The organism is Mucilaginibacter auburnensis, assembly GCF_002797815.1.
In the GTDB taxonomy this organism is placed as follows: Bacteria; Bacteroidota; Bacteroidia; order Sphingobacteriales; family Sphingobacteriaceae; genus Mucilaginibacter; species Mucilaginibacter auburnensis.
This window is the reverse complement of record NZ_PGFJ01000001.1, coordinates 1898311-1923795: the sequence shown is the minus strand read 5'-3', so window position 1 is coordinate 1923795 and position 25485 is coordinate 1898311. Positions and strand designations below refer to the sequence as shown.

Annotated in this window: 24 protein-coding genes; 18 read left to right on the top strand and 6 right to left on the bottom strand. The window is 43.1% G+C overall.

What is annotated here, in order from left to right:
- Window positions 1-3 precede the first annotated feature (3 nt).
- The 6 genes from CLV57_RS08590 (at window position 4) to msrB (ending at window position 9740) form a co-directional block, all read left to right on the top strand.
- A complete protein-coding gene (locus tag CLV57_RS08590; RefSeq protein ID WP_100340894.1) occupies window positions 4-2574 on the top strand; it encodes a GH92 family glycosyl hydrolase in 2571 nt (856 codons plus the stop codon).
- Between the two features lie 10 nt (window positions 2575-2584).
- The gene (locus CLV57_RS08585) at window positions 2585-2944 is read left to right on the top strand and encodes a TfoX/Sxy family protein (protein ID WP_100340893.1); all 360 of its coding nucleotides are present in this window, start codon (window positions 2585-2587) and stop codon (window positions 2942-2944) included.
- A gap of 79 nt (window positions 2945-3023) precedes the next feature.
- Window positions 3024-5318 (top strand): penicillin-binding protein 1A, encoded by a 2295-nt coding sequence (locus CLV57_RS08580; RefSeq protein ID WP_100340892.1) that lies wholly within the window; start codon window positions 3024-3026, stop codon window positions 5316-5318.
- Window positions 5319-5391: 73 nt separating this feature from the next.
- Window positions 5392-8553, top strand: coding sequence for a DPP IV N-terminal domain-containing protein (locus CLV57_RS08575; RefSeq protein WP_100340891.1), 3162 nt, complete (start codon window positions 5392-5394; stop codon window positions 8551-8553).
- Between the two features lie 44 nt (window positions 8554-8597).
- Window positions 8598-9197, top strand: a complete 600-nt coding sequence (locus CLV57_RS08570) for a fasciclin domain-containing protein (RefSeq protein WP_157799106.1) — start codon at window positions 8598-8600, stop codon at window positions 9195-9197.
- A gap of 66 nt (window positions 9198-9263) precedes the next feature.
- Entirely contained in the window at window positions 9264-9740 is a 477-nt protein-coding gene (gene msrB / locus CLV57_RS08565; RefSeq protein ID WP_100340889.1) for a peptide-methionine (R)-S-oxide reductase MsrB, read from the top strand.
- On the opposite strand, the gene CLV57_RS08560 is transcribed toward msrB, so the two are convergent.
- Window positions 9730-10086 carry a GIY-YIG nuclease family protein gene (locus tag CLV57_RS08560; protein ID WP_100340888.1) on the bottom strand — a complete coding sequence of 119 codons (357 nt, stop codon included), beginning with the start codon at window positions 10084-10086 and terminating at the stop codon, window positions 9730-9732. The two genes, msrB and CLV57_RS08560, sit on opposite strands and share 11 nt — an antisense overlap.
- Window positions 10087-10170: 84 nt before the next feature.
- Between CLV57_RS08560 and CLV57_RS08555 the strand changes: the two genes are divergently transcribed.
- Together CLV57_RS08555 and CLV57_RS08550 are read left to right on the top strand one after the other, a co-directional pair.
- Window positions 10171-10947, top strand: coding sequence for an XRE family transcriptional regulator (locus CLV57_RS08555; RefSeq protein WP_100341348.1), 777 nt, complete (start codon window positions 10171-10173; stop codon window positions 10945-10947).
- Window positions 10948-11046: 99 nt separating this feature from the next.
- Window positions 11047-11412 carry a hypothetical protein gene (locus tag CLV57_RS08550; RefSeq protein WP_100340887.1) on the top strand — a complete coding sequence of 122 codons (366 nt, stop codon included), beginning with the start codon at window positions 11047-11049 and terminating at the stop codon, window positions 11410-11412.
- Between the two features lie 150 nt (window positions 11413-11562).
- Here the strand turns inward: CLV57_RS08550 and CLV57_RS08545 are convergent, their stop codons facing one another.
- On the bottom strand, window positions 11563-12051 hold the full coding sequence (locus CLV57_RS08545; protein WP_100340886.1) for a hypothetical protein: 489 nt from the start codon (window positions 12049-12051) through the stop codon (window positions 11563-11565).
- Between the two features lie 415 nt (window positions 12052-12466).
- Here CLV57_RS08545 and CLV57_RS08540 point away from each other — a divergent pair, with 415 nt between their 5' ends.
- Genes CLV57_RS08540 through arsB form a run of 4 tightly spaced genes read left to right on the top strand, consistent with a single transcriptional unit; the run spans window position 12467 to window position 14902 of the window.
- The gene (locus CLV57_RS08540; protein ID WP_100340885.1) at window positions 12467-12796 is read left to right on the top strand and encodes an ArsR/SmtB family transcription factor; all 330 of its coding nucleotides are present in this window, start codon (window positions 12467-12469) and stop codon (window positions 12794-12796) included.
- A 57-nt stretch (window positions 12797-12853) separates the two neighbouring features.
- Window positions 12854-13384 carry a DUF6428 family protein gene (locus tag CLV57_RS08535; protein ID WP_100340884.1) on the top strand — a complete coding sequence of 177 codons (531 nt, stop codon included), beginning with the start codon at window positions 12854-12856 and terminating at the stop codon, window positions 13382-13384.
- 32 nt (window positions 13385-13416) lie between these two features.
- Complete coding sequence (locus CLV57_RS08530) at window positions 13417-13851, top strand: arsenate reductase ArsC (protein WP_100340883.1); 435 nt, start codon at window positions 13417-13419, stop codon at window positions 13849-13851.
- Entirely contained in the window at window positions 13838-14902 is a 1065-nt protein-coding gene (gene arsB, locus CLV57_RS08525) for an ACR3 family arsenite efflux transporter (protein ID WP_100340882.1), read from the top strand. Before CLV57_RS08530 ends, arsB begins: the two co-directional genes overlap by 14 nt.
- Before the next feature lie 67 nt (window positions 14903-14969).
- On the opposite strand, the gene CLV57_RS08520 is transcribed toward arsB, so the two are convergent.
- Entirely contained in the window at window positions 14970-15368 is a 399-nt protein-coding gene (locus CLV57_RS08520) for a (R)-mandelonitrile lyase (protein WP_100340881.1), read from the bottom strand.
- Window positions 15369-15438: 70 nt separating this feature from the next.
- On the opposite strand from CLV57_RS08520, the gene CLV57_RS08515 reads away from it, so the two are divergent.
- From CLV57_RS08515 to CLV57_RS08495, 5 genes are all read left to right on the top strand, one after another.
- Window positions 15439-16530, top strand: a complete 1092-nt coding sequence (locus CLV57_RS08515) for an MBL fold metallo-hydrolase (protein ID WP_100340880.1) — start codon at window positions 15439-15441, stop codon at window positions 16528-16530.
- 101 nt (window positions 16531-16631) lie between these two features.
- Window positions 16632-17018 (top strand): group III truncated hemoglobin, encoded by a 387-nt coding sequence (locus CLV57_RS08510; RefSeq protein WP_100340879.1) that lies wholly within the window; start codon window positions 16632-16634, stop codon window positions 17016-17018.
- A gap of 406 nt (window positions 17019-17424) precedes the next feature.
- Window positions 17425-19755, top strand: coding sequence for an outer membrane protein assembly factor BamB family protein (locus CLV57_RS08505; RefSeq protein ID WP_100340878.1), 2331 nt, complete (start codon window positions 17425-17427; stop codon window positions 19753-19755).
- Between the two features lie 26 nt (window positions 19756-19781).
- Entirely contained in the window at window positions 19782-21734 is a 1953-nt protein-coding gene (locus CLV57_RS08500; RefSeq protein ID WP_100340877.1) for an FG-GAP repeat domain-containing protein, read from the top strand.
- 237 nt (window positions 21735-21971) lie between these two features.
- Entirely contained in the window at window positions 21972-22592 is a 621-nt protein-coding gene (locus CLV57_RS08495; RefSeq protein ID WP_100340876.1) for an L-threonylcarbamoyladenylate synthase, read from the top strand.
- A 46-nt stretch (window positions 22593-22638) separates the two neighbouring features.
- On the opposite strand, the gene CLV57_RS08490 is transcribed toward CLV57_RS08495, so the two are convergent.
- The gene (locus tag CLV57_RS08490) at window positions 22639-22977 is read right to left on the bottom strand and encodes a hypothetical protein (protein WP_100340875.1); all 339 of its coding nucleotides are present in this window, start codon (window positions 22975-22977) and stop codon (window positions 22639-22641) included.
- A 236-nt stretch (window positions 22978-23213) separates the two neighbouring features.
- Between CLV57_RS08490 and CLV57_RS08485 the strand changes: the two genes are divergently transcribed.
- Window positions 23214-23624: a hypothetical protein gene (locus tag CLV57_RS08485; RefSeq protein WP_100340874.1), complete on the top strand. Its 411-nt coding sequence runs from the start codon at window positions 23214-23216 to the stop codon at window positions 23622-23624.
- A 189-nt stretch (window positions 23625-23813) separates the two neighbouring features.
- On the opposite strand, the gene CLV57_RS08480 is transcribed toward CLV57_RS08485, so the two are convergent.
- On the bottom strand, window positions 23814-24428 hold the full coding sequence (locus CLV57_RS08480; protein WP_100340873.1) for an IMPACT family protein: 615 nt from the start codon (window positions 24426-24428) through the stop codon (window positions 23814-23816).
- Window positions 24429-24437: 9 nt separating this feature from the next.
- Complete coding sequence (gene ribD, locus CLV57_RS08475) at window positions 24438-25484, bottom strand: bifunctional diaminohydroxyphosphoribosylaminopyrimidine deaminase/5-amino-6-(5-phosphoribosylamino)uracil reductase RibD (protein ID WP_169927068.1); 1047 nt, start codon at window positions 25482-25484, stop codon at window positions 24438-24440.
- Between the last annotated feature and the right edge of the window lies 1 nt (window position 25485).

Sequence of the window (25485 nt, the reverse complement as noted above, 5' to 3'; positions counted from 1 at the left end):
GTAATGAGGTTATTTCGTGCTGTAATATTTACCGCGTCAACACTCGCCTTTACGCTCCACGCATCGGCACAAAAAAAACAGGATTACACCAAATTTGTAGACCCATTTATAGGCACAGGTGGTCACGGCCACACCTACCCGGGCGCAGTGATGCCATTTGGCATGATGCAATTGAGCCCGGATACCCGCCTTACCGGCTGGGATGGCTGCTCGGGCTATCACTATACAGATTCGCTTGTTTATGGCTTTTCGCATACCCACTTAAGCGGCACCGGCGTACCCGATTATTGCGATGTGTTGTTTATGCCCACCACCGGGCAGCCGCAATTTAAAAACACGGAATATCGCTCGATATTTCAAAAGAAAAATGAGGAAGCATCGCCTGGTTATTATAAAACGCATTTAGATAAATATGATATAGATGTGGAGCTAACCGCCACAACGCGCGTTGGTGTTCATAAATACAATTTCCCATCAACCAAACAGGCCAACATCATAATTGACCTTCAACACCGCGACCAGGTTACCAATTCATGGATTGAAGTTATTAATGACCACGAGATACGCGGCATGCGGCAATCAAAAGGCTGGGCTAAAGACCAATACGTTTATTTCTACGCCAAATTTTCAAAGCCGTTTAAAACTTACGGAATAGCTGTTAATGATGCAGTAAAAGATGGAATAAAAAAAGCCGAAGGCAAAAACATTAAAATGTTCCTTCAGTTTGATGACCCCAACGAGGTGATCAGCAAGGTTGGCATATCATCTGTTAGCGCGGAGGGGGCTTTAAAAAACCTGGATAAGGAGGTGCCCGATTTTGATTTTAAGCGCGTTGAAAAAGCCGCTAAAGCAGCATGGAACGTTGAGCTTTCAAAAATTGAGGTAGAAGGCGGCGCGCCCCCCTCCAACCAGCGCACAATGCCACCGGGTATGGCTGACCCTGCAATGCAAAGATCAAAAGCCGATAAAACCAAAAAACCAGTTGCTCCGCCGGATTATGCTAAAATAAAACAGCGGGTATTTTATACGGCTATGTATCACGCAATGCTGGCGCCAAATGTTTATAACGATGTTGACGGGCAGTACCGTGGGTTGGACGGTCGCATTCATTATGCTGATGGTTTTAACTACTATACTGTTTTCTCGCTTTGGGATACTTACCGGGCAGAACACCCGCTTTTAAATATCATAGACAGAAAACGCACTGCCGATTTTATTAAAAGCTTTCTGGCTATTAACCGCGAAGGTGGCTTGTTGCCTATCTGGCCGCTGGCATCTGATGAAACGTATTGCATGATAGGCAATCACGCCATCCCGGTTATTGTTGACGCTTACGCCAAGGGTATAAGAGACTTTGATGTGAAGGAAGCTTATGCGGCCATGAAGTCGGCTGTCAATAAAAATCATTTTGGGTTAGAAAGCTACCGTAACAGCGGTTATGTTGCCACCGCTAAAGACGAGACCGAAGTAGTTTCCAAAACCTTAGAGTACGCGTTTGACGACTGGTGCATTGCGCAAATGGCTAAAATGCTGGGCGAACAAAAAGATTATCAAACCTACATAAAACGAGGACAGTACTGGAAGAACAACTTTAACAAACAAAACGGTTTTATGCAGGCGCGCGTTAACGGTGCATGGAAAACCCCTTTTGACCCGAACGAGGTTGACCAGAAATTTTACGTTGAAGGCAACGCCTGGCAATACAATTTTCATGTACCGCAGGATGTTGAGGGCATGATAAAAAGCTACGGCGGAACAGACAATTTTGCCGCGAAGCTTGATGAGTTATTTACCACAACAGCCAAGCTAACCGGAACCGAGTTGCCAGACATTACCGGCTTAATAGGCATGTATGCGCATGGCAATGAGCCCAGCCATCACCTGGCTTATTTGTTTAATTTCACTAATACGCCCGATAAAACACAGCTTTACCTTAACCGTATTTTCAACGAGTTTTATAATGACAAACCCGATGGCCTGACCGGTAATGAAGACTGCGGACAGATGTCGGCATGGTATATTATGTCGGCTTTAGGTTTGTATAACATTGCGCCCGGCCAACAGCAATATCAAATAGGATTACCGCAATTTGCCAAAGCTGTAGTACATCTGGAAAACGGCAAAAAACTCACCATTACCAACAGCGGCGCTGTTGCGGGCAGAGATAATATTTATGTGCAGGGCATTAACTTCAATAAAAAATCGCACAATAAGCTCTATATTAATCATGATGATATAGCCAATGGTGGTGATCTGGAAGTATTTACCGGCAGGTTGCCTAACCGCATGGCCATGCAGGATATGGAAAGGCCCACATCAAAAATAGCTGATAATTTGATCGTACCTAATCCTGTTATTACTGTTTTACAAACGTTGGTGCCGCCTACACAGGTGAGTATCACTGCTAATGATGTTGAAGAAAACGTTCTTTACTATACAACTGATGGCACCACACCTACCACAGCTTCTGCCGTTTACAGCAAACCCATCCCATTAGCAGCGGGCATGACCATAAAAGCGATAGCAGTTAAAAATGGTGTATCAAGTTTTGTAACAACAGCTACATTTAAATAGTCAAAAAAACATGGCACTAAACGAAGCATTGGCAAATCGCATAAGGGAAGCGCTTTTTAATAAGGGCATAACGAATGTTGAAGAGAAAAAAATGTTCAGCGGTATGTGTTTTATGGTGGATGGTAAAATGTGTGTTTGCGCCAGCGATGATGAGATGCTTTGTCGCGTTGGCCCAATGTATTTAGAAGCTTTGGAGATACATGGCATAAGGGGAATGATACGCAATGGGAAGCCTTTAAAGGACTATATTTATGTGAGTCCTGAACTTTTGAATGATGATAAAACCTTCAATTATTGGATAGATACCTCGCTGGCTTTTAACAAATTTGCCAAAGCCACAAAAAGTAAAAAAACAAAGGCCGGCAGCTGAAATTTATTTGCTGTTATTTCGTTGTTACTGAATTATGAATGGCTTATGTTTTTGAGCCATATTTTTACATATTTACCGAATGTTTAAACGCATACATAACAAATTCTTAAGGTATACGCTCATACTCATTTATTTCACGATCCTGTTTTTCTGCAGTATTGAACTTAATTTTTTGTGGCTGTTCGGATACTCGCCTGATATGGAGGATATTAAGCAACCCCAATTATCATTAGGCTCACAGGTTTACACTGCCGACGGCAAATTAATAGGCCAATATTACCGCGAGAACCGTTCGCCGGTAGAATATAAAGATATCTCCCCTAATCTTATCAACGCGCTTGTTACCACAGAAGATATCCGTTTTTATAAACACGGCGGAGTTGATTTTTTTGGCTTCGCTACAAGTATGTTATCCACCGCAACCGGCGACAGGCGCGGCGGAAGTACCATTACACAACAATTAGCCAAAAACCTTTTCTCCACCCGCAAGCGTAAATCGCAGGGGGTTATCAGTCATGTGCCAGGTTTGCGCACTGTTGTTTTTAAGTTTAAGGAATGGTTAACCGCCTTTAAGCTGGAGCATGTTTATAGCAAAGAGCAAATATTAACACTGTATTTCAATACCGTTCCTTTTGGTAATAATTCATTCGGTATAAAAACAGCTACCCTAAAGTTCTTCAATAAAAACCCCGATAACGTTAATCCTGCCGAGGCTGCCACACTGGTAGGTATGTTAAAGGCAACATCAACTTACAATCCTATCAATAACCCCGAGAAAGCTAAAGAACGCCGTAATGTGGTGTTGAGCCAGATGTTGAAATATGATCATATTACCAAACAGCAATATGAAACGTACAGCAAGCAGCCTGTAAATCTGGATCTGCGCTACGTTGAGAACACCTCGCACGGCGACTCTTACCTGCGCGAGGCTGTGGAACGCTGGTTAAAAGACTGGTGCAAGGAAAATGATTACGACCTATATGAGGACGGTCTGAAAATTTACACTACCATTGATTCTCGCCTGCAACAGTACGCCGAGGAAGCAGTTGCCGAAAAAATGAAGATGCTTCAAAAACGTTTTAACAATGTTTGGGGCGATAAAAACCCTTGGCGCGATTCAAAAGGTAACGAGATAAAGGATTTTATTTTGAAAGCTGAGCAACGCCTGCCAATTTATAAGCTGTTAAAAAAGAAATACAAAGGCGATACCGTTGAAATAAAAAAATACTTTGAAACGCCTAAACGCATGAAGGTTTTTACCTGGAATGGCGATAAAGACACCACTTTTTCAACTGTAGATTCTATAAAATATTACGCCCGCATTTTAAACACCGGGATGATGAGTATTGAGCCGGCTTCGGGTAAAATTAAAGTTTGGGTGGGCGGTATTGATTTTAAACACTTTAACTACGACCACGTTAACCAGGCCAAACGCCAGGCGGGTTCAACCTTTAAACCTTTTGCTTACTTAACTGCACTGGATAACGGCTTCACTCCCTGCGATAAATTTACCGACAAGCGCGTTAGCATAAAATATAAATATGGTGGTAAAGACGAAGTTTGGGAGCCTAATAACGCCGATTGGAATTTTTCCGGTCGTGAAATGTCTTTACGTTGGGCCATGGGTAAGTCTGTTAACTCCATAACAGCCCAGGTAACCGAACAAGTGGGTTGGGATAAAGTTGTTGAATACGCGCACAAAGTGGGCATTGAAAGCGAATTAAAGCCCGTACCATCTGTATCATTAGGTTCTAATGATGTTTCTGTTTACGAAATGGTGCGTGCCTACAGCACGTTTTTAAATAAAGGAGAAAAAATCGATCCATTGCTGGTTACCAGAATAACAGATCAGGATGGCAATTTGTTAAAAGAGTTCAAACTGAACAGCGAACGTGCAATAAGCGAAGAAACAGCATGGTTGATGCTGTACATGTTCCGCGGAGGTATGGAAGAGCCCGGAGGAACTTCGCAGGCTCTTTGGGAGTACAACCTGTGGGCTAAAAACAACCAGATAGGCGGCAAAACCGGCACATCATCAGATTATGTTGACGGCTGGTATATGGGTATTACCAAAGACCTGGTAACCGGTGTTTGGGTTGGCGCGGATGACAGAAGCGTTCACTTTAACTCTTCAGAAACCGGCGAAGGTTCGCGCACGGCCTTACCTATTTTTGGCCGCTTTATGGAAAAAGTATACGCCGATCCGAAGTCGGGTTATACCGTTGGGCCTTTCCCAAAACCATGGGTTAAGATCACCAAACAGTATGAGTGCCCGTCTCCACGCATCAGGGTTGATACAGCGGTGGTTGACAGTTTGATGGAAGTTCCGTATGATACACTTCAAACAGAACCTGTTCCGGCCGTAGCACCATAAACCGCCTTAACAAAAATTAACATTATTTAACAGCGCATTTAACTAAATTAGCGCTTGCATAATATTATTTTACATGGCCAAATCCTGCTCCTTAATTACTAAAACAGCAAAAAAATTTGTTGTATTTTTAACTATTGCCATTTCATTATTGGGCGCGCTGAACGCTAAAGCGCAGTACTTCGGGCAGAATAAGGTTCGCTATAAAAAATTAAAATTTCAGGTTTATAAAACGCCCCATTTTGAGCTGTACTACTACCTCAAAAATGATAGCCTGATAAAACGCATGGCGCAGGAAAGTGAACTGTGGTATACCTTGCATCAGCAGGTTTTTAAAGACACTTTTAAAGTAGCCAATCCGGTTATATTATATGCCAATCACCCTGATTTTCAGCAAACAACAGCTATTGATGGCGATATTGAAGTAGGTACAGGCGGTGTTACCGAAGGTTTAAAAAACCGTGTTGTGATGCCGGTAATGGAGAACAACCACGTAACCCGCCACGTATTGGGCCATGAGCTGGTGCACGCGTTTCAATATCATATTTTGTTGGGTAAGGGCGAAGAGTTTGAGAACATGAACAACGTGCCTTTGTGGATGATTGAGGGTATGGCCGAGTACCTTTCCATTGGTAAAAAAGACACGTACACATCTATGTGGATGCGGGATGCCTACCTAAACAAAGACATCCCAACCATACGCGACCTTACCGAAAGCAACAAATACTTTCCCTACCGTTATGGCGAGGCTTTTTGGTCATTCATAGGCTCAACTTATGGCGATACAGTAATTGTGCCGTTCTTTAAAAATACAGCACGTTTTGGTTTGCCTTACGCCATACGCCGCACCTTTGGTTACGATGATAAAACCCTTTCGGAGCTTTGGAAAAAATCTATCGAAACAACTTACAAACCTTTTTTAACAGATACGGTACAGAAACCTATCGGTCAGGTATTGATTGACGAGAAAAATTCGGGTAAGATGAATCTCGCTCCCTCAATCAGTCCGGATGGTAAGTACATGGCATTTTTATCCGAAAAGAATCTGCTATCCATTGACCTTTTCCTGGCGGATAACCGAACGGGGCGTATCCTGAAGAAACTCACCAGTAGAACCACCAACACGCACGTTGACGAGTTCAACTTCCTGGAATCTGCCGGTACATGGTCGCCGGATGGGAAGAAATTCGCCTTTAGTATTTTCAGCAAGGGGCGCAACCGCATGTTAGTGGTTGAGGTACCGAGCGGAAAAGTTCTGTATAATGTGTCCATGGAAAAGGCTGAACAGTTTGGCAACTTATCATGGTCACCAAATGGCAAGGAAATAGTTTTCCAGGGGATGGCCGAAGGTCAAAGTGACTTATACACTTATAACTTCGACACAAAAAAAGTAACACAGTTAACCAATGATAAATACTCAGATTACCAGCCTAGCTTTTCGAGAGATGGGAAGAAAGTAGTTTTCTCTTCCGACAGAACAACTTACGACCAAACCCTGTCGCAAGCCATTACCTTCAATCTGGCTGTTTATGATATGGAAACCGGGGCCGTAACTAACCTGAATATATTTAACGGCGCTAACAATTTAAATCCGCAATATTCGGCAGATGGGTCGGGTATTTACTTCTTGTCTAACCGCGACGGTTTCCGCAACCTATACCTGTACGATGTAGCGACGGCTCAGGTAAAACAAATGACCAACCTGTTTACAGGTATAAGCGGAATCACCGAGTTTTCGCCGGCATTGAGCGTAGCCGCAAGTGGCGACGTTGCCTATTCTTATTATCGCGCGCAAAAATATACCTTGTATAACGCTAAGGAATCAGACTTTACAGCTGCGACCGTTGATCCCACGCAGACCAACTTCGCAGCAGGCACGCTTCCGCCGCCTCGTTCAGTAGGTGTTGACCTGATCAACTCTAATCTGAATAATTTCCTGGCTTATCCTAAACTACCTGCCGATTCTATCAAATCAGTCAAATTCAGGTCGAAGTTTAAAATGGATTATCTGGCTGGTAGTGGTATAGGCGTAGGCATAAATTCATTTGGTTACACGGGCCTGGCCAGTGGTGTACAGGGAGTTTTCAGCGATATTTTAGGTCGGAACCAAATATATGCAGGTTTAGCTGTTAACGGCGAATTGTACGATTTTGGTGGTCAATTTATGTACATCAATCAGGAAAGCCGCTGGAACTGGGGTGGTGGGGTATCGCATATTCCATACCGTTTTGCAACTTATAATAACGTAATAACAAAATATCCTGAAAATAATCAGCCGGTAGATGCCTTAGAAGAAAGGTATGACATTATACGCACTTTTCAAGATCAGCTTTCAGCATTTACTTCCTACCCATTTTCAAAAGTTCACCGCCTGGAATTTGGTGCAGCGGCTTCAAAGTATTACTACAGGGTTGATAGGTTTAGCACCTATTACAAGTATCAAAATCAACAAATAACTTACTATTTAGGCAGTGAAAGAAAGAACGTGGGCCTCAATGAATATAATGCCGATCCGGCTAATAGCGGGTTCAGTTTACGCTCATTTTCGGTTTTTCAACTTAGCACAGCTTTAGTCGGCGACAATTCATTTTTCGGGGTAGCGGCTCCGCTAAGCGGGTTCAGGTATCGTGTAGAGGCTGCTTATAATGTAGGTAGCTTTAAGTTTTTCGCGCCAACAATTGATCTGCGTAAATACGCCCGCCTTGCCCCTGTTACCCTGGCCATGCGCCTGTACGGCTATGGCAGGTTTGGCAAGGCTGATGCATTGTACCCGTTATTTTTGGGCTATCCTTTCCTGATAAGAGGTTACGAATCGCAAACCTTTTACAGCAATAACGCAAGCCGCCCAACCAATGGTTTCACCATTGATCAGTTATCTGGCTCTCGCATAGCAGTTGGAAGCTTTGAGGTGAGGTTACCTTTTACCGGACCGGAAAAACTTTCTGCAATAAAATCAAAATTCCTGTTCTCAGACCTGAACGTGTTTTTTGATGCAGGTTTAGCCTGGAATGCGGGCAATGAGATCAAATTTGGCCTCGCGCCTGATAGGATCGGCACCGATGCCAACGGCCTTGCGGTTTACAACACCAACCAGCGTGTACCTGCACTAAGTACAGGTCTGTCATTACGTGTTAACCTGTTTGGGTACTTTGTGTTAGAACCTTATTTTGCTTTCCCGCTTAACCGTACAGAAGTGAAAAAGCCTGTATTTGGCTTAGGTTTTACACCGGGTTGGTAATTAACACCCTAACAAGGCACGGTATTGGTTTTTATAGCGGTATTATGAAAGTAATACTGTTAAGCCTTGCATTTTGCGCTATAATAACTACAGGTAAAGCTCAATCGGCTCTTTTAGCAAACAATACAGTAAAAACACAGTCTGCAAATGCGGTCAAACCAAAAGCAGATGCTATGGATCCGAAGAAAAATATTCCGGAGAATTTGTCAGCAGTTAATTTCTCTGAATTCTTTTTAAAAGCTTTAAAAGCTTCAGATCTGGTGGAGACATTTAACAACACCGGCCCGCTCACTGTGTTTTTACCAGTTGATAGCGCCTTCAATAAATTTTCAAAAGGAAGGCTTGATTCGTTGTTAATGCCCGAAAACAAGTACGACCTTATAGAACTTTTAACCTACCATGCCTTACCCGGTAACGTGCGCGAAAAAGATATAGCCAAACATATTAAGCGGGGGAAAGGAAAAACGAGCTTTCAAACCATTGCCGGTGCCTGGGTTACTGCCACGTTTAACAACAATGGCGATATTATTTTAACCGATGAAAGAGGTGGAAAAAGTAATATAGTAACAAGTAATCTGAAGCAAAAAAACGGTGTGGTCCACATTGTGTCTGCAGTGCTGATGCCCAGGCTTCAGCCTATATAAATATACCTTATTGTGACAAACTGATACGTGGCGTTTTGCGTATTTTTGATAAATGTATTTATAGTTATGAAAAAAATAACAGGAGTATTATTAATACTGGTTACGCTGGCAGCCTTTAGCTGTGAGAATAGTAACGGGCAACAGGTAAAAAGAAAGGCGGCAAAAACCAATGCCGAATGGAAGAAGATATTAAATGAAAATCAGTATCATATCATGGTAGAAAAAGGCACGGAATCTCCCTTCCGTAACGCCTATTATGATAATCACCAAAAAGGCGTATACGTTAGCGCTGCAACCGGCGAGGTTTTATTCTCGTCAGATGATAAATATGACAGCGGTACAGGCTGGCCGAGCTTTGTTAAACCTGTTGACGAAAGCAAAATAGAAATAGTTAAAGATAACAGCTACGGTATGGATCGCGACGAAGTAATTGAGCGCAGCACCGGCCTGCACCTGGGCCACGTTTTTGATGACGGCCCCGTATCTCGCGGCGGTAAAAGATACTGCATGAACTCCGGAGCACTTAAATTTATTAAGCGCTAAGCGGCGTTCTGCTTATATTAATAGAAGGTCGTACCAGTTGCGGCCTTCTTACTCCACTCTCAAAATTAAGTGCTGCGGTCAGATCTATCCAATCAGCATTGACCTGTCTTATCAATCTTTCTTTTTGCGGGCGCGTAAAAGTACTCACTGTTTTAAAACGCTCCATAGCCATTTCTTCGTTATTGATCTCTTCAAAATAAACCAAACGGTTTAGCTGCTTTGAATTGTCAAAGAACAACGTAGGCATCTCATTATAAAATTTGATGGTTTTTAGCAGATCAGAGCACAAGCCAACATGTAAGTTATTGCGGTTTCTGTCGGTTATTATATAGATAAAGCGTTTCATTTGATAATAAAATTTGCTGATGAAAAAATAATTACTAACTTTATGAGCATAAAATTACTAATTAAATTAGCAATTCCAAATTTTATGGCAAATATTTCTCAAAATATTAAATTCCTCAGGAAGAAGAAAGGTCTTACACAGCAACAGTTTGCAGATGAGATAGGTATAAAACGTTCTTTAGTGGGCGCTTATGAAGAAGAGCGCGCTGAACCAAAATACGAATTACTAAAAAAAATAGCATTGTATTTTGATATTAGTCTGGATGATTTTATAAACGAGGAGATAAATGAGAAATGGGCGCCTAAGCCAAAAGGTAATCCTGATAACCTTCGCATATTAAGTATATCTGTTGATAAGGAAGATAACGAGAATATAGAAATGGTGCCTGTAAAAGCCAGCGCCGGTTACCTTAATGGTTATGCAGATCCGGAGTATGTGGCTAAGTTGCCTAAGTTTTATCTCCCTATGTTCAAGCAAGGCACCTATCGGGCGTTCGAAATAAATGGCGACTCTATGCTTCCCCTACCATCAGGCACTACTATTATAGGTGAATATGTGGAGAACTGGGCCGATGTTAAACCTGGCCAAACCTATGTGGTGGTATCAAAAACCGAAGGCGTTGTTTATAAAAGAATAGGCAATAAGTTTAAAGACAATAAAAAGCTAAAGTTAATATCAGACAACCCGGTTTATGAGCCTTACGAAGTAAGCGGCGAGGATGTGCTGGAAATATGGAAAGCCAAAGCCTATATATCTATGCAATTACCCGAGCCAACGCCTGAGCCTACTATGGAAAGCCTTACTAATATGATGGCCCAGATGCAAAGATCAATAAGTAAATTACAGCAGGGTAATAACTAATTTGTACTTTTTTTTACGGCAACATTTAAGTTACATACTAAAAGTTAAACCTTTAGCGTATATCTTTATCATATACTAAAACAATAAAAACCGTAAAAAATGAAAAAAGTATTATTAGTTGGCGCTTTTGTATTAGGCGTTAGCGCTGTAAGTTTCGCGCAAGGACCAGGTGGTGGCATGCGTCGTACACCTGAGCAATCTGTTGAACAGCTAAAAACATCACTTGCAGGTATTACTGATGCTCAGTCTGCAAAATTACTTGATGTTTACAAAGCACAAGCTAAAAGCAGAGACAGCTTAATGGCTGCAGCTAACGGTGATATGGGTTCAATGAGAGAAAAAATGGCTCCTCTTACCGCTGCGGTAACTGCAAAACTGAAAAGCATTTTAACTCCTGAGCAGTACGCTGCTTACGAGAAACAGCAGGCTGAAAGACGCGCTCAAATGGGCGGCGGTCCTCGCTAATAAACTGTTGTTTATGTAAATAAGAACGCCTGCCTATTTTGGCAGGCGTTTTTATTTACACTGTTTTGCAAGCTCAGCGCACAAAAAAATCCGCTCCGGTACATATCCCGGAGCGGATCACAAAAACTAAAAGGGTAAATTGTAGTGGGCTTATTTAATAGCTTGGAAAAAAGCAAGATTTTGATTTGGCGTTGCTTTTAACACAATTTCTTTATCGCCTTTTAAAAGGTCAACAAAATAAACAAGTGGCTCAACAGTGTTAGTTTCATATTTAATAACATGGCTAACAGTATAATCAGCATATTTAGCTGTTACTTCTTTACGGCTGCTTTCAGGCAAAGCTGATAAAGCAACTTCTTGAGTGCGGCCAAGGTACTCACCGTCAAGGTCATAAAAAGCAGTATATTTTGCGCCTTCCAAAACGAAGTCAACTTTCTGGCAGTTTGGAGTTACTGTCCAAACTACGTTCGAAGCATTATCATAATCTACAGCGAATTTGTTAAGGGCACTGTATGATACATTTTTCTCGCCTTCGGCTTTAGCTTTTTTTCCACCATCTGCAAAAGCGTTAACACTAAACATTGCTGCGATTGCTGCTGTAATAAATAACTTTTTCATAGTCTTAAATTTTAAATCCATAACAAAAGTAAGGCAACATTAACGATTTGGCAAATAAAATTGAATTTTTATAAAAATTTCATAATACAGTTACGAAAACGTTGGTATTTTTCAATATTTTCAATCAAAATAGTGTATCTATTACAATATCTTCAATTTACTTAGTGTACAAAATACATGCATAAATTTCAGTTGTGTAACAAACACACTAACAAAACTCATTGTACTACAAAAAAGTGCCACAGTTTTTAATAAACGCCATTTTCATACCATTTTAATATTGAGGTAACGTAGCTGATACATTACATTTTTGTGACATTTTAGAAAAAAAAATTCATCAAAAAATATATCTTTTTTACATAATTAACACTGTTATTACATTTAGTTGGATTTAAATATTGTAATAGAATAAATTAATCGCAATATTGCGATAGACATGGGCGTAACACGTACAGATATATTTAACGATGAGCAAAACCACTTGGCGGTAATGCTGAAAGCCCTTGCCCACCCCGCGCGTATTGCCATACTGCAATATATTATAAAAGCCAACGCCTGCATTTGCGGCGACCTGGTAGATGAACTGGGCCTGGCACAGGCAACCATATCCCAGCATTTAAAGGAGCTGAAAAGCGCAGGACTTATACAGGGAACGATAGATGGCGTGAGTGTATGTTATTGTATAGAACCAAAGGCATGGGCGCTGTTAAAAAAACAGCTCAACATATTCTTTGATTCATATACCGAACCTAAAAGTTGCTGTTAAAAAAATTTGAATTAATCTATCGCAATATTGCAATATATATATTTAACTCTATTAAGAATGGAACATTTGAAATGGCATCAGTTTAAAGAACAACTAAATGCCAATACCGAACTAACGCTGCAATTTCAATATGCGGAAGGTAAATGGGTAGATGCAGCCTACCATATTACCGAAGTAAAGCAGGCCCCCATAACCTCTGTAGATTGCGGAGGTGTTATGAATGCCTGGACAGAAATAATTGTACAGCTATACGAACCGCTTAATGAGCAAACAGACCGCGCCATGAAAGTTAGCAAGGCGCTTTCTATTATTAATGTGGTTGAAAAGGCACTGCCGTTACATCCAAACGCTATAGTTAAAATTGAATTTGGTAATTCAAAGTTTGATACCCGCCAAATGCTGCCACAGGGATTTATTAACGACGGCGAAAATTTGATAGTTGATCTTCGTCCTGATACAGTTCAATGTAAGGCGAACGATCGCGGCGGCAGCTGTGGTACACCCGAAATTGCCGCTAAACCTAAAATACAATTACAAAACTTAGCCGCACCTGCAACATCATGTGCGCCCGGCTCCGGATGCTGTTAACAATTTCACCATATAGATAAGTAACAGGTTTTATGAAAAATATATTAGTTCTGTGTACCGGCAACAGCTGCCGCAGCCAGATTGCGCATGGTTATCTTCAACATTTTGCAGGCAATGCCGCCCGCATATATAGTGCAGGTATAGAAACCCATGGTGTTAACCCAAAAGCCATACAGGTTATGGCCGAAGACCATATTGATATCTCGCACCATACCTCAAACAATGTTAATGAATACACAAGTATCCCTTTTGACGCGGTTATTACCGTATGCGATAATGCAAACGAAGCTTGTCCTTATTTTCCCGGCGAGGTAAAACGTTTTCACAACAACTTTCCCGACCCGGCAAAAGCTACAGGAACCGCTGAGGAAGTGTTGGCCGAATTCAGGCAGGTGCGAGACCTCATCAAGGTTTATTCACTCAATTTTGTAAACAGCTTTATCAATCAAAGCAATGAGCGCAAATAACTGTGCACCTGCTGCAGAGCGTAAGCGCCTTGGTTTTTTAGACAGATATTTAACGCTATGGATATTTTTAGCTATGGCTATTGGTGTGGGCATAGGCTACTTCCTACCCTCAACATCAGGCTTTATTGGTTCGCTTTCAATCGGTACCACTAATGTACCGCTGGCCATTGGTTTAATATTGATGATGTACCCCCCGCTGGCCAAAGTAAAATACGAAAACATGGGCGAGGTTTTTAAAAATACATGGGTTTTAAGCATATCGCTGCTGTTGAACTGGGTTATTGGTCCGCTGCTCATGTTTTTTTTGGCCATTACATTTTTAAAAGATTACCCTGAATACATGATTGGCCTTATATTAATAGGCCTTGCACGTTGCATTGCCATGGTAGTGGTTTGGAACGAGCTGGCAGAAGGTAACCGCGAATATGCAGCCGGATTAATAGCACTTAACAGTATATTTCAAGTGTTGTTCTACAGCATTTTTGCTTACCTTTTCATAACTGTACTTCCGCCCTACTTCGGGTTAAAAAGCTTAGAAGTGGATATTACTATTGTACAAATAGCCGAAAGCGTTGGTATATATTTGGGTGTACCTTTTGCAATGGGTATCATATCGCGCTACACACTTATCAAACTAAAAGGCGAGGACTGGTTTCAAAACCGTTTTGTACCGCTTATATCTCCCATAACCCTTATTGCCTTACTGTTTACCATAATGCTTATGTTCAGCTTGAAAGGTAACCTGATAGTAAATATACCTTTTGATGTACTGCGAATAGCATTACCCTTAGTAATTTATTTTACGGTGATGTTTGTTGCAAGCTTTTTCGCTGGCAAGTATTTTGGAGCAGATTATTCAAAGGCTACATCAATTGCGTTTACAGCCACAGGTAATAATTTTGAGTTGGCAATTGCTGTTGCAATTGGAGTATTTGGCATCAACTCCGGTCAGGCATTTGCGGGAGTAATCGGTCCGTTAGTAGAGGTACCCGCTCTTATAGCGCTGGTTAACCTCGCATTTTGGTTTAGAACAAAATACTATAGCAACTGATAAATTTTGCAACTAAAACAAGATGCAAGCGGCTATAAACCTATTTGCACCTTGCGTGTTGACGTTTTTAATTGCCGTTATATTGCTGCTCGGTTACCGGTTCCATCCAGTCAACCGGCGAACCATTTAGTTTCTCGTTCACTGCAATATGGCTCATGGCGGTTGTAGCCGTTGCACCATGCCAGTGCTTCTCATCAGGGTGAATGTAAATCACATCCCCCTGAAAAATATTCAGGCGCTCCTCTCCTTCTTTCTGCACCCAACCCGCTCCGGCGGTAACTATAAGCGTTTGCCCCAGCGGATGGCTGTGCCAGCAGGTGTGCGCACCGGGTTCAAAGGTAACCAGTAGGGAATATACCCTTGCAGGTGCCGGTGGTTCAAACAGTGGGTCAATACGCACTTGTCCGGTAAAATATTCGGGCGATGCATAGGTAGATGGCTGTGAGCCGATGCGTTTAATTTCCATAACTGTAGATTTTGCGACTAAGATAAGTAACAATACCTCGTAATGGCTCGTTATTTGCATTTAGGAGGGTATGAAACATAGTTGGCTAAATTTAGGTATTGCAAGCCTTTTGATAACAGCTATTGCGGCATGCGGGCTTGTACGTTCGGTTGGTAGAAAGCCGCAAGGTGAGATACTTGCCGGATATGACACTCTGCATAATTACAAAAACGGATCTTTTCAGAATACAGGCCAAAGGCTTGATTCGGCGGTCGACAGGCAACGTTGGCTATTTCTAAAAAGTCGCCCGGGCACTAAAAGGCCCTCGGCTGCTGTTCCCTTTATAAAAACCGATCTGAAAACTTTGAAAGCCTCCACGCCTACTATTGTATGGTTTGGGCATTCATCTATCTTGATTAAAACAGAACAAGGCAACATATTGATCGATCCGGTTTTTAGTAACCATGCCGGACCGGTACCGGGTTTTGTAACCGCTTTTAAGGGGACCAAAGAATACAAGGCCGAAGACATGCCGCCTATAGATGTGCTGGTAATATCGCATGATCATTATGACCACCTTGACTATCGCACTTTAAAAAAACTAAAAAGCCGCATTAAAATGGCTGTAGTACCTGTAGGCATAGGTGCCGACTTAATATACTGGGGTTTCGATCCTAAAAAAATAATTGAACTCAATTGGACGCAGGATGTAACCCTACCGGGTGGTTTACACATAACCGCTACGCCTGCGCAGCACAAAAGTAACCGTACGTTTGGCTCCACCAACAAAACGCTTTGGGCATCGTATATTATACAATCGGGCCCGTACAAGATATTTTACAGCGGAGACGGCGGTTATGGCCCGCATTTTAAACAAATTGGCAACAAATATGGCCCCTTTGATCTGGCGCTTCTGGAATGCGGGCAGTTCAGCCCCAACTGGCCATGGACACATTTGGTGTTTGGCGAAACCGCCAAAGCAGCTATTGATCTGCAAGCCAATTTATTGCAGCCTGTTCATTGGGGAAAGTTTGTTGAAGCCGATCACCCCTGGAATGAGGCCATAAAAAAATTGATACCAACTGCCGAAAAATTAGGCGTACCTTTAAACATACCTCGCATTGGTGAACCTTATGCCTTGGGTGACGAACCTAAAACCGATGTTTGGTGGGATTTTTATTAAGTCGGCTATTAAAAAAAGTGATGAACATCATCATAATTTATGGCGATTAAAAGACACTGCTAACATGTTTTATAAATAGTTTTGTTCAAAAATCACCAGCCATGAAACAGGATATCAGCAGCCTTGACGACATAAAACTTTTAGTGAATACCTTTTACGGTGGTGTACAAGAGGATAAACTAATAGGCCCTATATTCAATAATATTATTCAGGATTGGACACCACACCTGGAAAAGATGTATACGTTTTGGCAAACTGTTTTATTGGGCGATCATACTTACTTCGGCAGTCCTTTTCCACCTCATGCCAAACTGCCTGTACAACCCGAACATTTTGAACGCTGGTTGTTTTTGTGGCGCTCAACTGTTGATATGTTTTTTAAAGGCGAGAAAGCCGAAGAAGCCAAATGGCGCGGTAAAGCCATGGCCGAAATGTTTATGGCCAAAATAAGCTATTTCAGAGAGCGGCAAACCAAACCGCTTATTTAATTGGTCATTTGTCATTTGTCATTGGGCTTATCTGATCGCTATTGGGTATCGCAGTAAGCAATGTTCTCAACCGTGCAACTAATGACTAATGACAAATGCCTAATGACAAATGACCAATCCCAATGACTAATGCCTAATGACGAATGCCTAATGACCAACCGTGTAACATTTAGGCTATATGTTGCTTTATAGCTGTTTATCTTACTAATTTGTAGCCAGCTAATTAGTTGGTTGAGCATATCCCCCATACTGCATACCAACTGCATTTAGCCAGCAATTATACCAATTACCTAAAGCCGCGAGGTTTGTTTTTTTGATTTGACGAGGACGTTTTTACACGCCCTTTTGGTGCTATTGGTTTTTTGCTAAATACCCGTTACGAAACCCGTTTTTACTCAAATTATATATGAACTCAAATTTCTACAAAAAACCACCACTCAAAGGGTGGATCTATGTAGGCATCTTTGCGCTTACCCTGGCAGCGGTTGTTGCGGGGTGTATGGCCCGTAAAGGTGCCATTGTTAACACCCCTACCGGCATCATTCCATACAAAACATGGACCACCTATGGCGGCGGACCTGATATGTCGCGCTATACCGAGTTGAATCAGTTTACCAAAAACAACGTTAACCAGTTGCAGGTAGCCTGGCACTACCCCACCATGGACAATGTGGAATATAACTTTAACCCCATTGTGGTGGATACCGTTATGTACCTGATGGGCAAGAACAACTCGTTGATAGCTGTGAACGCAGTCAACGGTAAAGAAATCTGGATACACAGCGGCCTGGCAGGCATTACCCGTAAAGGGGTGAACTACTGGGAAAGTGCCGACCGAAAAGATCGCCGCCTTATATTTTCCCTGAACAATACGCTTCAGGAAATTGACGCGCTTACAGGCAAGTCTATCCTCAGCTTTGGCAACAATGGCTTCATCTCCTTAAAAAATGACCTGGGCCGCGACCCGGAAACCGTGAGTAGAGGTGCCTCACCCACACCGGGACAGCTTTTTGGAAATACCATCATACTGGGTTCGGCTCCGGGTGAGGGCTTGTTTTCTGCGCCCGGACATATTCGTGCCTACAATGTGCTCACCGGCAAACTGGAATGGATATTTCATACCATACCCCAACCACAGGAATATGGTTATGATACCTGGCCCAAAGAGGCTTATAAATACATAGGCGGCGTTAACTGCTGGGGCGAAATGTCGTTAGACAAGCAGCGCGGCATTGTCTACGTACCGCTTGGCTCCCCAACTTATGATTATTATGGCGCAGATCGTATTGGTGCCAACCTGTTCAGTGATTGTATTGTGGCTTTGGATGCGCGCACCGGTAAAAGGTTATGGCACTATCAAACGGTTCATCATGATATTTGGGATTATGATATCACCGCCGCGCCACAATTGATCACCGTTGATAAAAACGGCAAAAGCGTTGACGCGGTTGCCATAGCTACCAAACAAGGATTTTTGTATGTATTTGACCGAGTAACCGGTGATCCGCTTTTTCCGATAGAAGAACGCCCTGTTCCGCCGAGCGATGTTGCGGGCGAACAGGCCTGGCCAACACAACCGCACTCTACACTACCTCCATTCACCCGTCAGAAAGTTACAGTTGAAGATTTGAACCCTTACTGGACTCCCGGCCACGCCGACAGCATAAAACGCAAAGTAGCCGCGGCCAGATCAGGATTATTTACGCCATTGAGCGATAAATACGACGTGATTGCTATGCCCGGTGCCGTAGGCGGCGCTAATTGGGGCAACACCGCATCCAACCCTAAAAAAGGCATTGTGTATGTGGCCTCCATGAATCATGGTTCTATTTACAGATTAACTAAAACGCCGCCCCGCAATACAGCCATGTCTGCACAGGCAATATCTGCAGCGCAAACAGCATATGTACAAAATTGCCAAACCTGCCATGGCGCTAACCGCGAAGGTGCCGTTGGCCCGGCTATCAATAACATTGGCAACCGCGTTACTTTAGAAGCTTTTAAATCGTTAGTTGCTACAGGTAAAGGCCAAATGCCACCTTTCGCGCATATTGATGAGCAAACGCTTAATGGCATTTACCGCTTTATAACAGGTAATACATCTGCAGGTGGTCCTCCGGGCGGTGCTGGTCGTCCGGGTGGTTTTGGTAGCGCCCGCACAGCTACACCCGTGACCGGCCCCGTGGTAGCATCAGGTGGCGCGCCGGATGCTGTTGCTTTTAACACGCAGCGCCCTACCAAAATGTTAACAGACTATCCAGAAGGCGTAAAAAACTTTGATAGGTATACCACACCATATGGCTTGGCCAACACCGATCTGGTTACGCCGCCATGGACCACCATTACAGCGTACGATCTGAACAAAGGCACCGTACTTTGGAAAAAACCTATTGGTCAGGATGCGCGCATCCCTTTAAAAACAGGTCAGGAAGAAATGGGTGTGCCTGCAGGTTCGCAGCGTAAAAGCATGATCGTTACCTCAACAGGAATATTATTTGCCACCATTGCTAACGGCCAGATCTATGCTTTTGATGCAGAAAACGGAAAGGTGCTGTGGAAATATGATCTGCCGCGGGATACCGACGCGCCAATGAGCACCTACCAGGTTAACGGCAAGCAATACTTAATAGTACCCGCGCAAAGCGCCTTTGGCCCCGAAGCGGGCGACAGAGCAAAGCTACCGGACGCTTATCCATCGGGCTACGTGGTATTCACTCTCCCCGACAAAAAGAAATAGTCCTTTCCAAAACTTAAGAGAAGAAAATGAAACGTATCATTTCAACCATCATATTAGCCGGTTTAACTGCCCTATCATACGGGCAAGGCACGCCCGGCGATTTTACAGGGCGAGGCATGAGCCTCATTCCTGATTATACTTTTAAAGCTTCTGCCTTAAATGGTTTCCACACCCTCGGTAGTGGTAGCTGGCAGGCTGCAAACGGCCTTGTAACAGTCAAAGCAAATGGCGTTGGCTACTTAGTTTCCGACAAATCATTTCAGGATATACAATTACACACACTTTTTAAAGCAGATGCAAATACAGAAGTTGGCTTTTTGTTTCGCATGGAAAAAACCAGCGATGGGTACAAAGGCTTTCTGGTATCTGTAAAAGGTGCTGAAACAGGTTCATATAAAGTCACCTTAGATGCGCAGGGGAAAGAAAAAAGTCGTGAAAAATTGCGTAACGTAGGCGGCATTATCCGCCAGGCACCACCACTTGATCCCAATGCTCCTGCCCGACCCAGTGGCGGAGCACCGCGCCCCAGCGGTCCCGGCGGCGCTGCTCCGGCTGTAACATTACCGATTACCCGACCCGTTACTACTGTTGTGCCCGGCCAATGGAACCAGTTTGAAGGAATTATTGACCTTAACATGCTGCGCGCTTATTTTAATGATGGTGGCGAAAGCGGCGTTGCAGCCGAGGAAACTGATGGCAATTTCGGTGCGTTTGCTTTAATGGTGAATGGTAACGGGCAGGTGCAGTTTAATGAGTTAAGCTATCAGGATGTTGGCATCAAAACCCTGCTCAAAGAGCAAAGTTCGGCACGCTTTAAGGTACAGCAAATACAGGATATGTATTACTCATGGGCTGCGGGAGCGGGCGATTTTAACCGTGATGGCGTAATGGATGTAGTAGCCGGACCCATGATCTATTACGGACCGGAATTTACCCGCTCGCGTGAGATCGAGTTTGCATCTTCGGTAAGTCCGTCAAAAAACTTTACAGCCTACAATTGTCAATATACGTACGATTTTAACGGCGATGGCTGGCCCGATATTTTAACCGGCCCATCAACCAGCTATCTGTTCATCAATCCGAAGGGTGAATCGCGCCGTTGGGAAAAATACACGGTTGTTACAGGGGTACAGTCGGAAATTACATTGTTCCGCGATGTTGATGGCGATGGTAAACCAGAGTTGGTTTTTGGCGGTGGCGGACAAATGAAATATGCCAAGCCCGATCCATCAGACCCAACCAAACCGTGGATACAACGTGCTATTTCTGAACGTGGGTTAGCTAATGCCCACGGCATTGGCGTAGGCGATATTAACGGCGATGGCTTGATGGACATTACCAACGTTAATGGCTGGTGGGAACATCCAAAAAATGATGATGGCGTAATGCTGTGGGAGTATCACCCTGTAGCATTTGGCCGCTACGGTCACCGTGGCTCAAACGTGGGCGGCGCTACCATGGGCATTTATGATGTGAACGGAGATAAACTGCCCGATGTGGTGACCAGCCTAAATGCCCACGGTTTTGGCTTGGCCTGGTTTGAGCAAAAATGCGATGCCGCAGGTAAAATTAGCTTTGTGCGCCACATGATAATGGATGATTACAGCGCAAAAAATGCCGGCGGTGTAACCTTCTCTGAAGCACATGGCGCAGCATTTGCCGATATTGACGGAGATGGCATTCCAGATTTTATAACAGGGAAGCGCTATTTCAGTCACCTGGATACATTTTTAGATCCTGATCCGTACGGACCTCCGGTAACGTATGTGTACAAAACCGTGCGCGACCCTAAAGCGCCGGGAGGCGCAAGGTTTGTACCTGAGCTGGTGCATAACCGCTCAGGCGTAGGTTCGGACGTATTGGCTACAGATCTGAATAAGGACGGTGCCGTTGACATTGTTACGGCTACTAATCGCGGTGTGTTTATTTACTGGAACACCACAAAAGCAGGCGCTGCAAGAGCGTCAAGTAAAAAATAATTTTTTCGGTCAAATTGTATAATGGGCCCTCTCCGGAAACTTTCCGGGAGGGCTTTTTTGTTGTATTGCCATTGCGAGCGATAGCGTGGCAATCGTGAACTATGCATCGCGAACTATTCATACCGGGATACTTGGCAGCGTGAGATTGCTTCGTACCTCGCAATGACAAACTCGGTTTTAGCGTATATTGCAAACAGAAAATCGGCAGCTGCGTTTAATTAAATACGAAGTCATAACATGTTAATTAAAATATACCCTGAAAATCGAAACGAAAAAACCATACAACAGGTAGTGGAGGTGCTGCGCAAAGGCGGCATTATTATTTACCCTACCGATACGGTTTATGGTTTGGGGTGCGATATTACCAACCACAGGGCTATTGAGGCGATATGTAAAATAAGAAACATTAAACCCGAAAAGGCTAACTTTTCCTTTATCTGTTACGACCTCAGCCATATTTCCGACTATATAAAACCCATTGACAACACCACGTTTAGGGTACTGAAAAAAGCATTGCCGGGTCCGTTTACTTTTATATTTAATGCAAGCCACGCGGTGCCCAAACTGCTTAGCTCCAACAAAAAAACCGTAGGTATACGTGTACCCGATAATAACATAGCCCGCTGCATTGTGAAAGAACTGGGTAACCCTATCTTGTCTACCTCTATTCATGATGACGACGATGTGATTGAGTACTCATCTGATCCGGAATTGATACATGAGAAGTACGAGGGGCTGGTTGATATGGTAATTGACGGCGGTTACGGCGATAACATTCCGTCAACAGTAGTTGACTGCACCACAGGTGATTTTGAGATTATACGTGAGGGCAAGGGCGATCTGGAGATGTATTTGTAAAAGAAAAGCACCTGTTTTTTAGATGCTTTTCTCGTATAGAGAAGATCTATGGTGTCGCTCTCAAATATCCAACATATTGTACAGAACCCGTATCATAAATAACGGTTACATGGCTCCACCCGCCAGGTTCAATAACGCCGTAAAAATCCGGCTCATCAATTCCATCTGTATAATTGTAAACAGCAACCACTGTGCTAAAGCCGTCCGGATCATCTTCAACCCAAACCGCGTAAATTTTGCTGTTTTTAGTGAAATAGCCTGCTAAATAAGACTGCTCCTGAACGGTTGTTAAAAAGGTTTTTTCTGTTGCCAACGCTTTAGCGTTAACGTAGGGAGACGCGCATGTAAGCGCTAATGCTCCAAATACATAGATAATTTTTTTCATGATAACGTTTATTTTAAATCAATGTAGATAATATTCTTTAAAGAAAAAAATTAATTATTAATAGCATAAAATCACGTAAAAAACTACCAATAGTTAATATTTAGATTTATATTGATCATATCAGGTATTGCGCATTTATCTTGATAAAACATCTATTATTTTATGATTTAAAATTTGTATTGTTTTAACTGAAAATTTGAGTAACTTAAATAATCTTTTCACATCATTACCTTACAATGAATAAACTTGCCCTAAACCTCCTGATCATTTCAAGTACTTTATCAATCAGCAACAAAACATTCGCACAAGCCAACAACGGAACCGTAGCACGGACCGACACTGCAATATTTAAAGCAAGCACTTATGTTATTCAACCCAATGATAAACTGGATGACCTGCTGAAGAAAATGATCTCTTTTACCATTCAGCGAGATGGTAAGATAACAGCGCAGGGCGATACCATTGCACGCATATTTGTAGATGGTGAAGAATTTTATAGTGATTCGCCAGCCACAGCAGCACATATTTTAAGAGCCGATAAGGTAGAACTGGTAAAAGTTTACTGGCGCCTTGCAGATCAGGATGCGTTTACCGGTATTGACAACAGAAAAAGACAAAAAGTTATTAATGTAATTTTGAAAAAGTAGCAATTTAAACAATCAGCTTACTCTCAATCAGTTATTATATATTTAAACCTGATGTTACCTACTTAAAAGTTTGAGAAAAATCGTTTCACCCGTTTCATTTTCGTTTCACTATTTTTAATTAAACAGCTAACTATTAGCCAATTAAATAAAATATCGTCTCACATCGTTTCATATACTCACTGAAACGATTTAAACGGTTCTGAGGTAATTGATCTGGATGTTAGGCAACTTTTCCAAACGCCCTAAAACCTCGTTTACCTTCATTTTGCGCACACTTAACTGCATGCGGTAAAGGGTATCAAAGTCTTGCGCCAGTACGGTTAATTGGTTGTCTTTTACCATTCGCATAACCTCGTTCATGTGTTCATGAGCAAAGGCCACCTCATACACATCCTGAACAGAGCGTTCAATGACCGAAGCATGTTCAAGCACATCAATTGTGGCGTGTTTATATGCATTGATCAGCCCAGGAACCCCTAACAAGGTACCCCCAAAATAGCGCACCACAACTACCAGTATATTGGTGATGTCCCGGGATAACAAAACATTCAGAATGGGCCTTCCCGCGGTTCCAGAGGGCTCGCCGTCGTCATTAACGCGGAACACAGAGCGGTCTGTACCCAAACGCATGGCCCAGCAATGGTGGTTGGCCTTGGGATGCTCGGCCTTTAAACGACTAACATGCTCTTTGATCTCCGCATCTGAGGTAATAGGATAAGCAAAAGCTAAAAACTTACTCCCTTTATCGCGGAACAGACCTTCGCTGGGTGCTTTTATAGTATGATAGGTATCGTCAAACAGCATAAAATCAAACTAAGCATTATACCAAACTTGCAGCAGGTCATTGCCGCATTGTACTTCGTCTGTTTTGGTTCCGGTTAAAAGTGGTGCCGGTATGCCATGGTGTAACAAGGGCCTGCCGGTGAATACACGGGCCTCATCCCACATCCCCGCCTCAATAAAAGTGCGTAAGGTATGCGCGCCCCCTTCAATAATAACCGACTGTATATCCTGCAAATACAACTGATACATGATGTACTGTGGTACATATCGGTTAAAATCTTCCAGGGCGATGTATTTATTCTTACCGTGTGTATCGGTCTTGATCTCATTGAAAATGAGCGTCTCTACAGATTGGTCAAACAGATGCAAATTAGGATCGAGTTCTAACCTACGGTCAATCACCACACGTTTGGGGTTACGGCCCTCTGCATAGCGCACGTTCAACTGTGGGTTATCAATGGCGGCGGTATTCTTACCTACTAAAATAGCATCCTCTTCCGTGCGCCACTGGTGCACCAGTTGGCGTGATTCAGCGCCGGTTATCCAAAACTGACTGTTGTCACCAGGCGCGAAAAAGCCATCGGCAGTTTGCGCCCACTTTAAAATAATATAGGGCCGGTGCTGTTGCACGCGGGTAAAAAACCTGCGGTTAAGGTGGCGGCACTCCTGCTCCAACACACCTAATTCTACCTCAATACCTGCTTGCTGTAACTTCTCTATACCTTTTCCATCTACCTGGTCAAACGGGTCGCGGCAGCCTACAACCACCTTGGGTATGCGGTGTTTGATGATGAGATCAGCACATGGCGGCGTTTTGCCATAGTGAGCACAGGGCTCAAGAGAAACGTATATTGTAGATTCGCGAAGTATCTCAGCGGCGTTATCAAAACGGCAAAACACATCATTTACAGCATTCACTTCTGCATGTGGACCGCCATATTTTTGATGGTATCCCTCTCCCACAACAATACCATTATGCACAATCACCGATCCTACCATGGGGTTAGGACTAACAGAGCTTTTACCTTGCGCTGCAAGGTCAAGGCAGCGGCGCATGTATATTTCGTGGGATGGCATA

Bases quoted from the DNA above. Each gene is read 5' to 3' on its own strand.
- CLV57_RS08560 (WP_100340888.1), bottom strand. From the start codon at position 10,086: ATGAAACGCTTTATCTATATAATAACCGACAGAAACCGCAATAACTTA.
- CLV57_RS08515 (WP_100340880.1), top strand. From the start codon at position 15,439: ATGAAACATAGTTGGCTAAATTTAGGTATTGCAAGCCTTTTGATAACA.
- CLV57_RS08500 (WP_100340877.1), top strand. From the start codon at position 19,782: ATGAAACGTATCATTTCAACCATCATATTAGCCGGTTTAACTGCCCTA.
- CLV57_RS08490 (WP_100340875.1), bottom strand. From the start codon at position 22,977: ATGAAAAAAATTATCTATGTATTTGGAGCATTAGCGCTTACATGCGCG.
- arsB (WP_100340882.1), top strand. From the start codon at position 13,838: ATGAGCGCAAATAACTGTGCACCTGCTGCAGAGCGTAAGCGCCTTGGT.
- CLV57_RS08550 (WP_100340887.1), top strand. From the start codon at position 11,047: ATGAAAAAAGTATTATTAGTTGGCGCTTTTGTATTAGGCGTTAGCGCT.
- CLV57_RS08495 (WP_100340876.1), top strand. From the start codon at position 21,972: ATGTTAATTAAAATATACCCTGAAAATCGAAACGAAAAAACCATACAA.
- CLV57_RS08480 (WP_100340873.1), bottom strand. From the start codon at position 24,428: ATGCTGTTTGACGATACCTATCATACTATAAAAGCACCCAGCGAAGGT.
- CLV57_RS08530 (WP_100340883.1), top strand. From the start codon at position 13,417: ATGAAAAATATATTAGTTCTGTGTACCGGCAACAGCTGCCGCAGCCAG.
- CLV57_RS08485 (WP_100340874.1), top strand. From the start codon at position 23,214: ATGAATAAACTTGCCCTAAACCTCCTGATCATTTCAAGTACTTTATCA.
- CLV57_RS08540 (WP_100340885.1), top strand. From the start codon at position 12,467: ATGGGCGTAACACGTACAGATATATTTAACGATGAGCAAAACCACTTG.
- CLV57_RS08535 (WP_100340884.1), top strand. From the start codon at position 12,854: ATGGAACATTTGAAATGGCATCAGTTTAAAGAACAACTAAATGCCAAT.
- CLV57_RS08590 (WP_100340894.1), top strand. From the start codon at position 4: ATGAGGTTATTTCGTGCTGTAATATTTACCGCGTCAACACTCGCCTTT.
- CLV57_RS08555 (WP_100341348.1), top strand. From the start codon at position 10,171: ATGGCAAATATTTCTCAAAATATTAAATTCCTCAGGAAGAAGAAAGGT.
- CLV57_RS08580 (WP_100340892.1), top strand. From the start codon at position 3,024: ATGTTTAAACGCATACATAACAAATTCTTAAGGTATACGCTCATACTC.
- CLV57_RS08545 (WP_100340886.1), bottom strand. From the start codon at position 12,051: ATGGATTTAAAATTTAAGACTATGAAAAAGTTATTTATTACAGCAGCA.
- CLV57_RS08585 (WP_100340893.1), top strand. From the start codon at position 2,585: ATGGCACTAAACGAAGCATTGGCAAATCGCATAAGGGAAGCGCTTTTT.
- ribD (WP_169927068.1), bottom strand. From the start codon at position 25,484: ATGCCATCCCACGAAATATACATGCGCCGCTGCCTTGACCTTGCAGCG.
- CLV57_RS08505 (WP_100340878.1), top strand. From the start codon at position 17,425: ATGAACTCAAATTTCTACAAAAAACCACCACTCAAAGGGTGGATCTAT.
- CLV57_RS08570 (WP_157799106.1), top strand. From the start codon at position 8,598: ATGAAAGTAATACTGTTAAGCCTTGCATTTTGCGCTATAATAACTACA.
- msrB (WP_100340889.1), top strand. From the start codon at position 9,264: ATGAAAAAAATAACAGGAGTATTATTAATACTGGTTACGCTGGCAGCC.
- CLV57_RS08520 (WP_100340881.1), bottom strand. From the start codon at position 15,368: ATGGAAATTAAACGCATCGGCTCACAGCCATCTACCTATGCATCGCCC.
- CLV57_RS08575 (WP_100340891.1), top strand. From the start codon at position 5,392: ATGGCCAAATCCTGCTCCTTAATTACTAAAACAGCAAAAAAATTTGTT.
- CLV57_RS08510 (WP_100340879.1), top strand. From the start codon at position 16,632: ATGAAACAGGATATCAGCAGCCTTGACGACATAAAACTTTTAGTGAAT.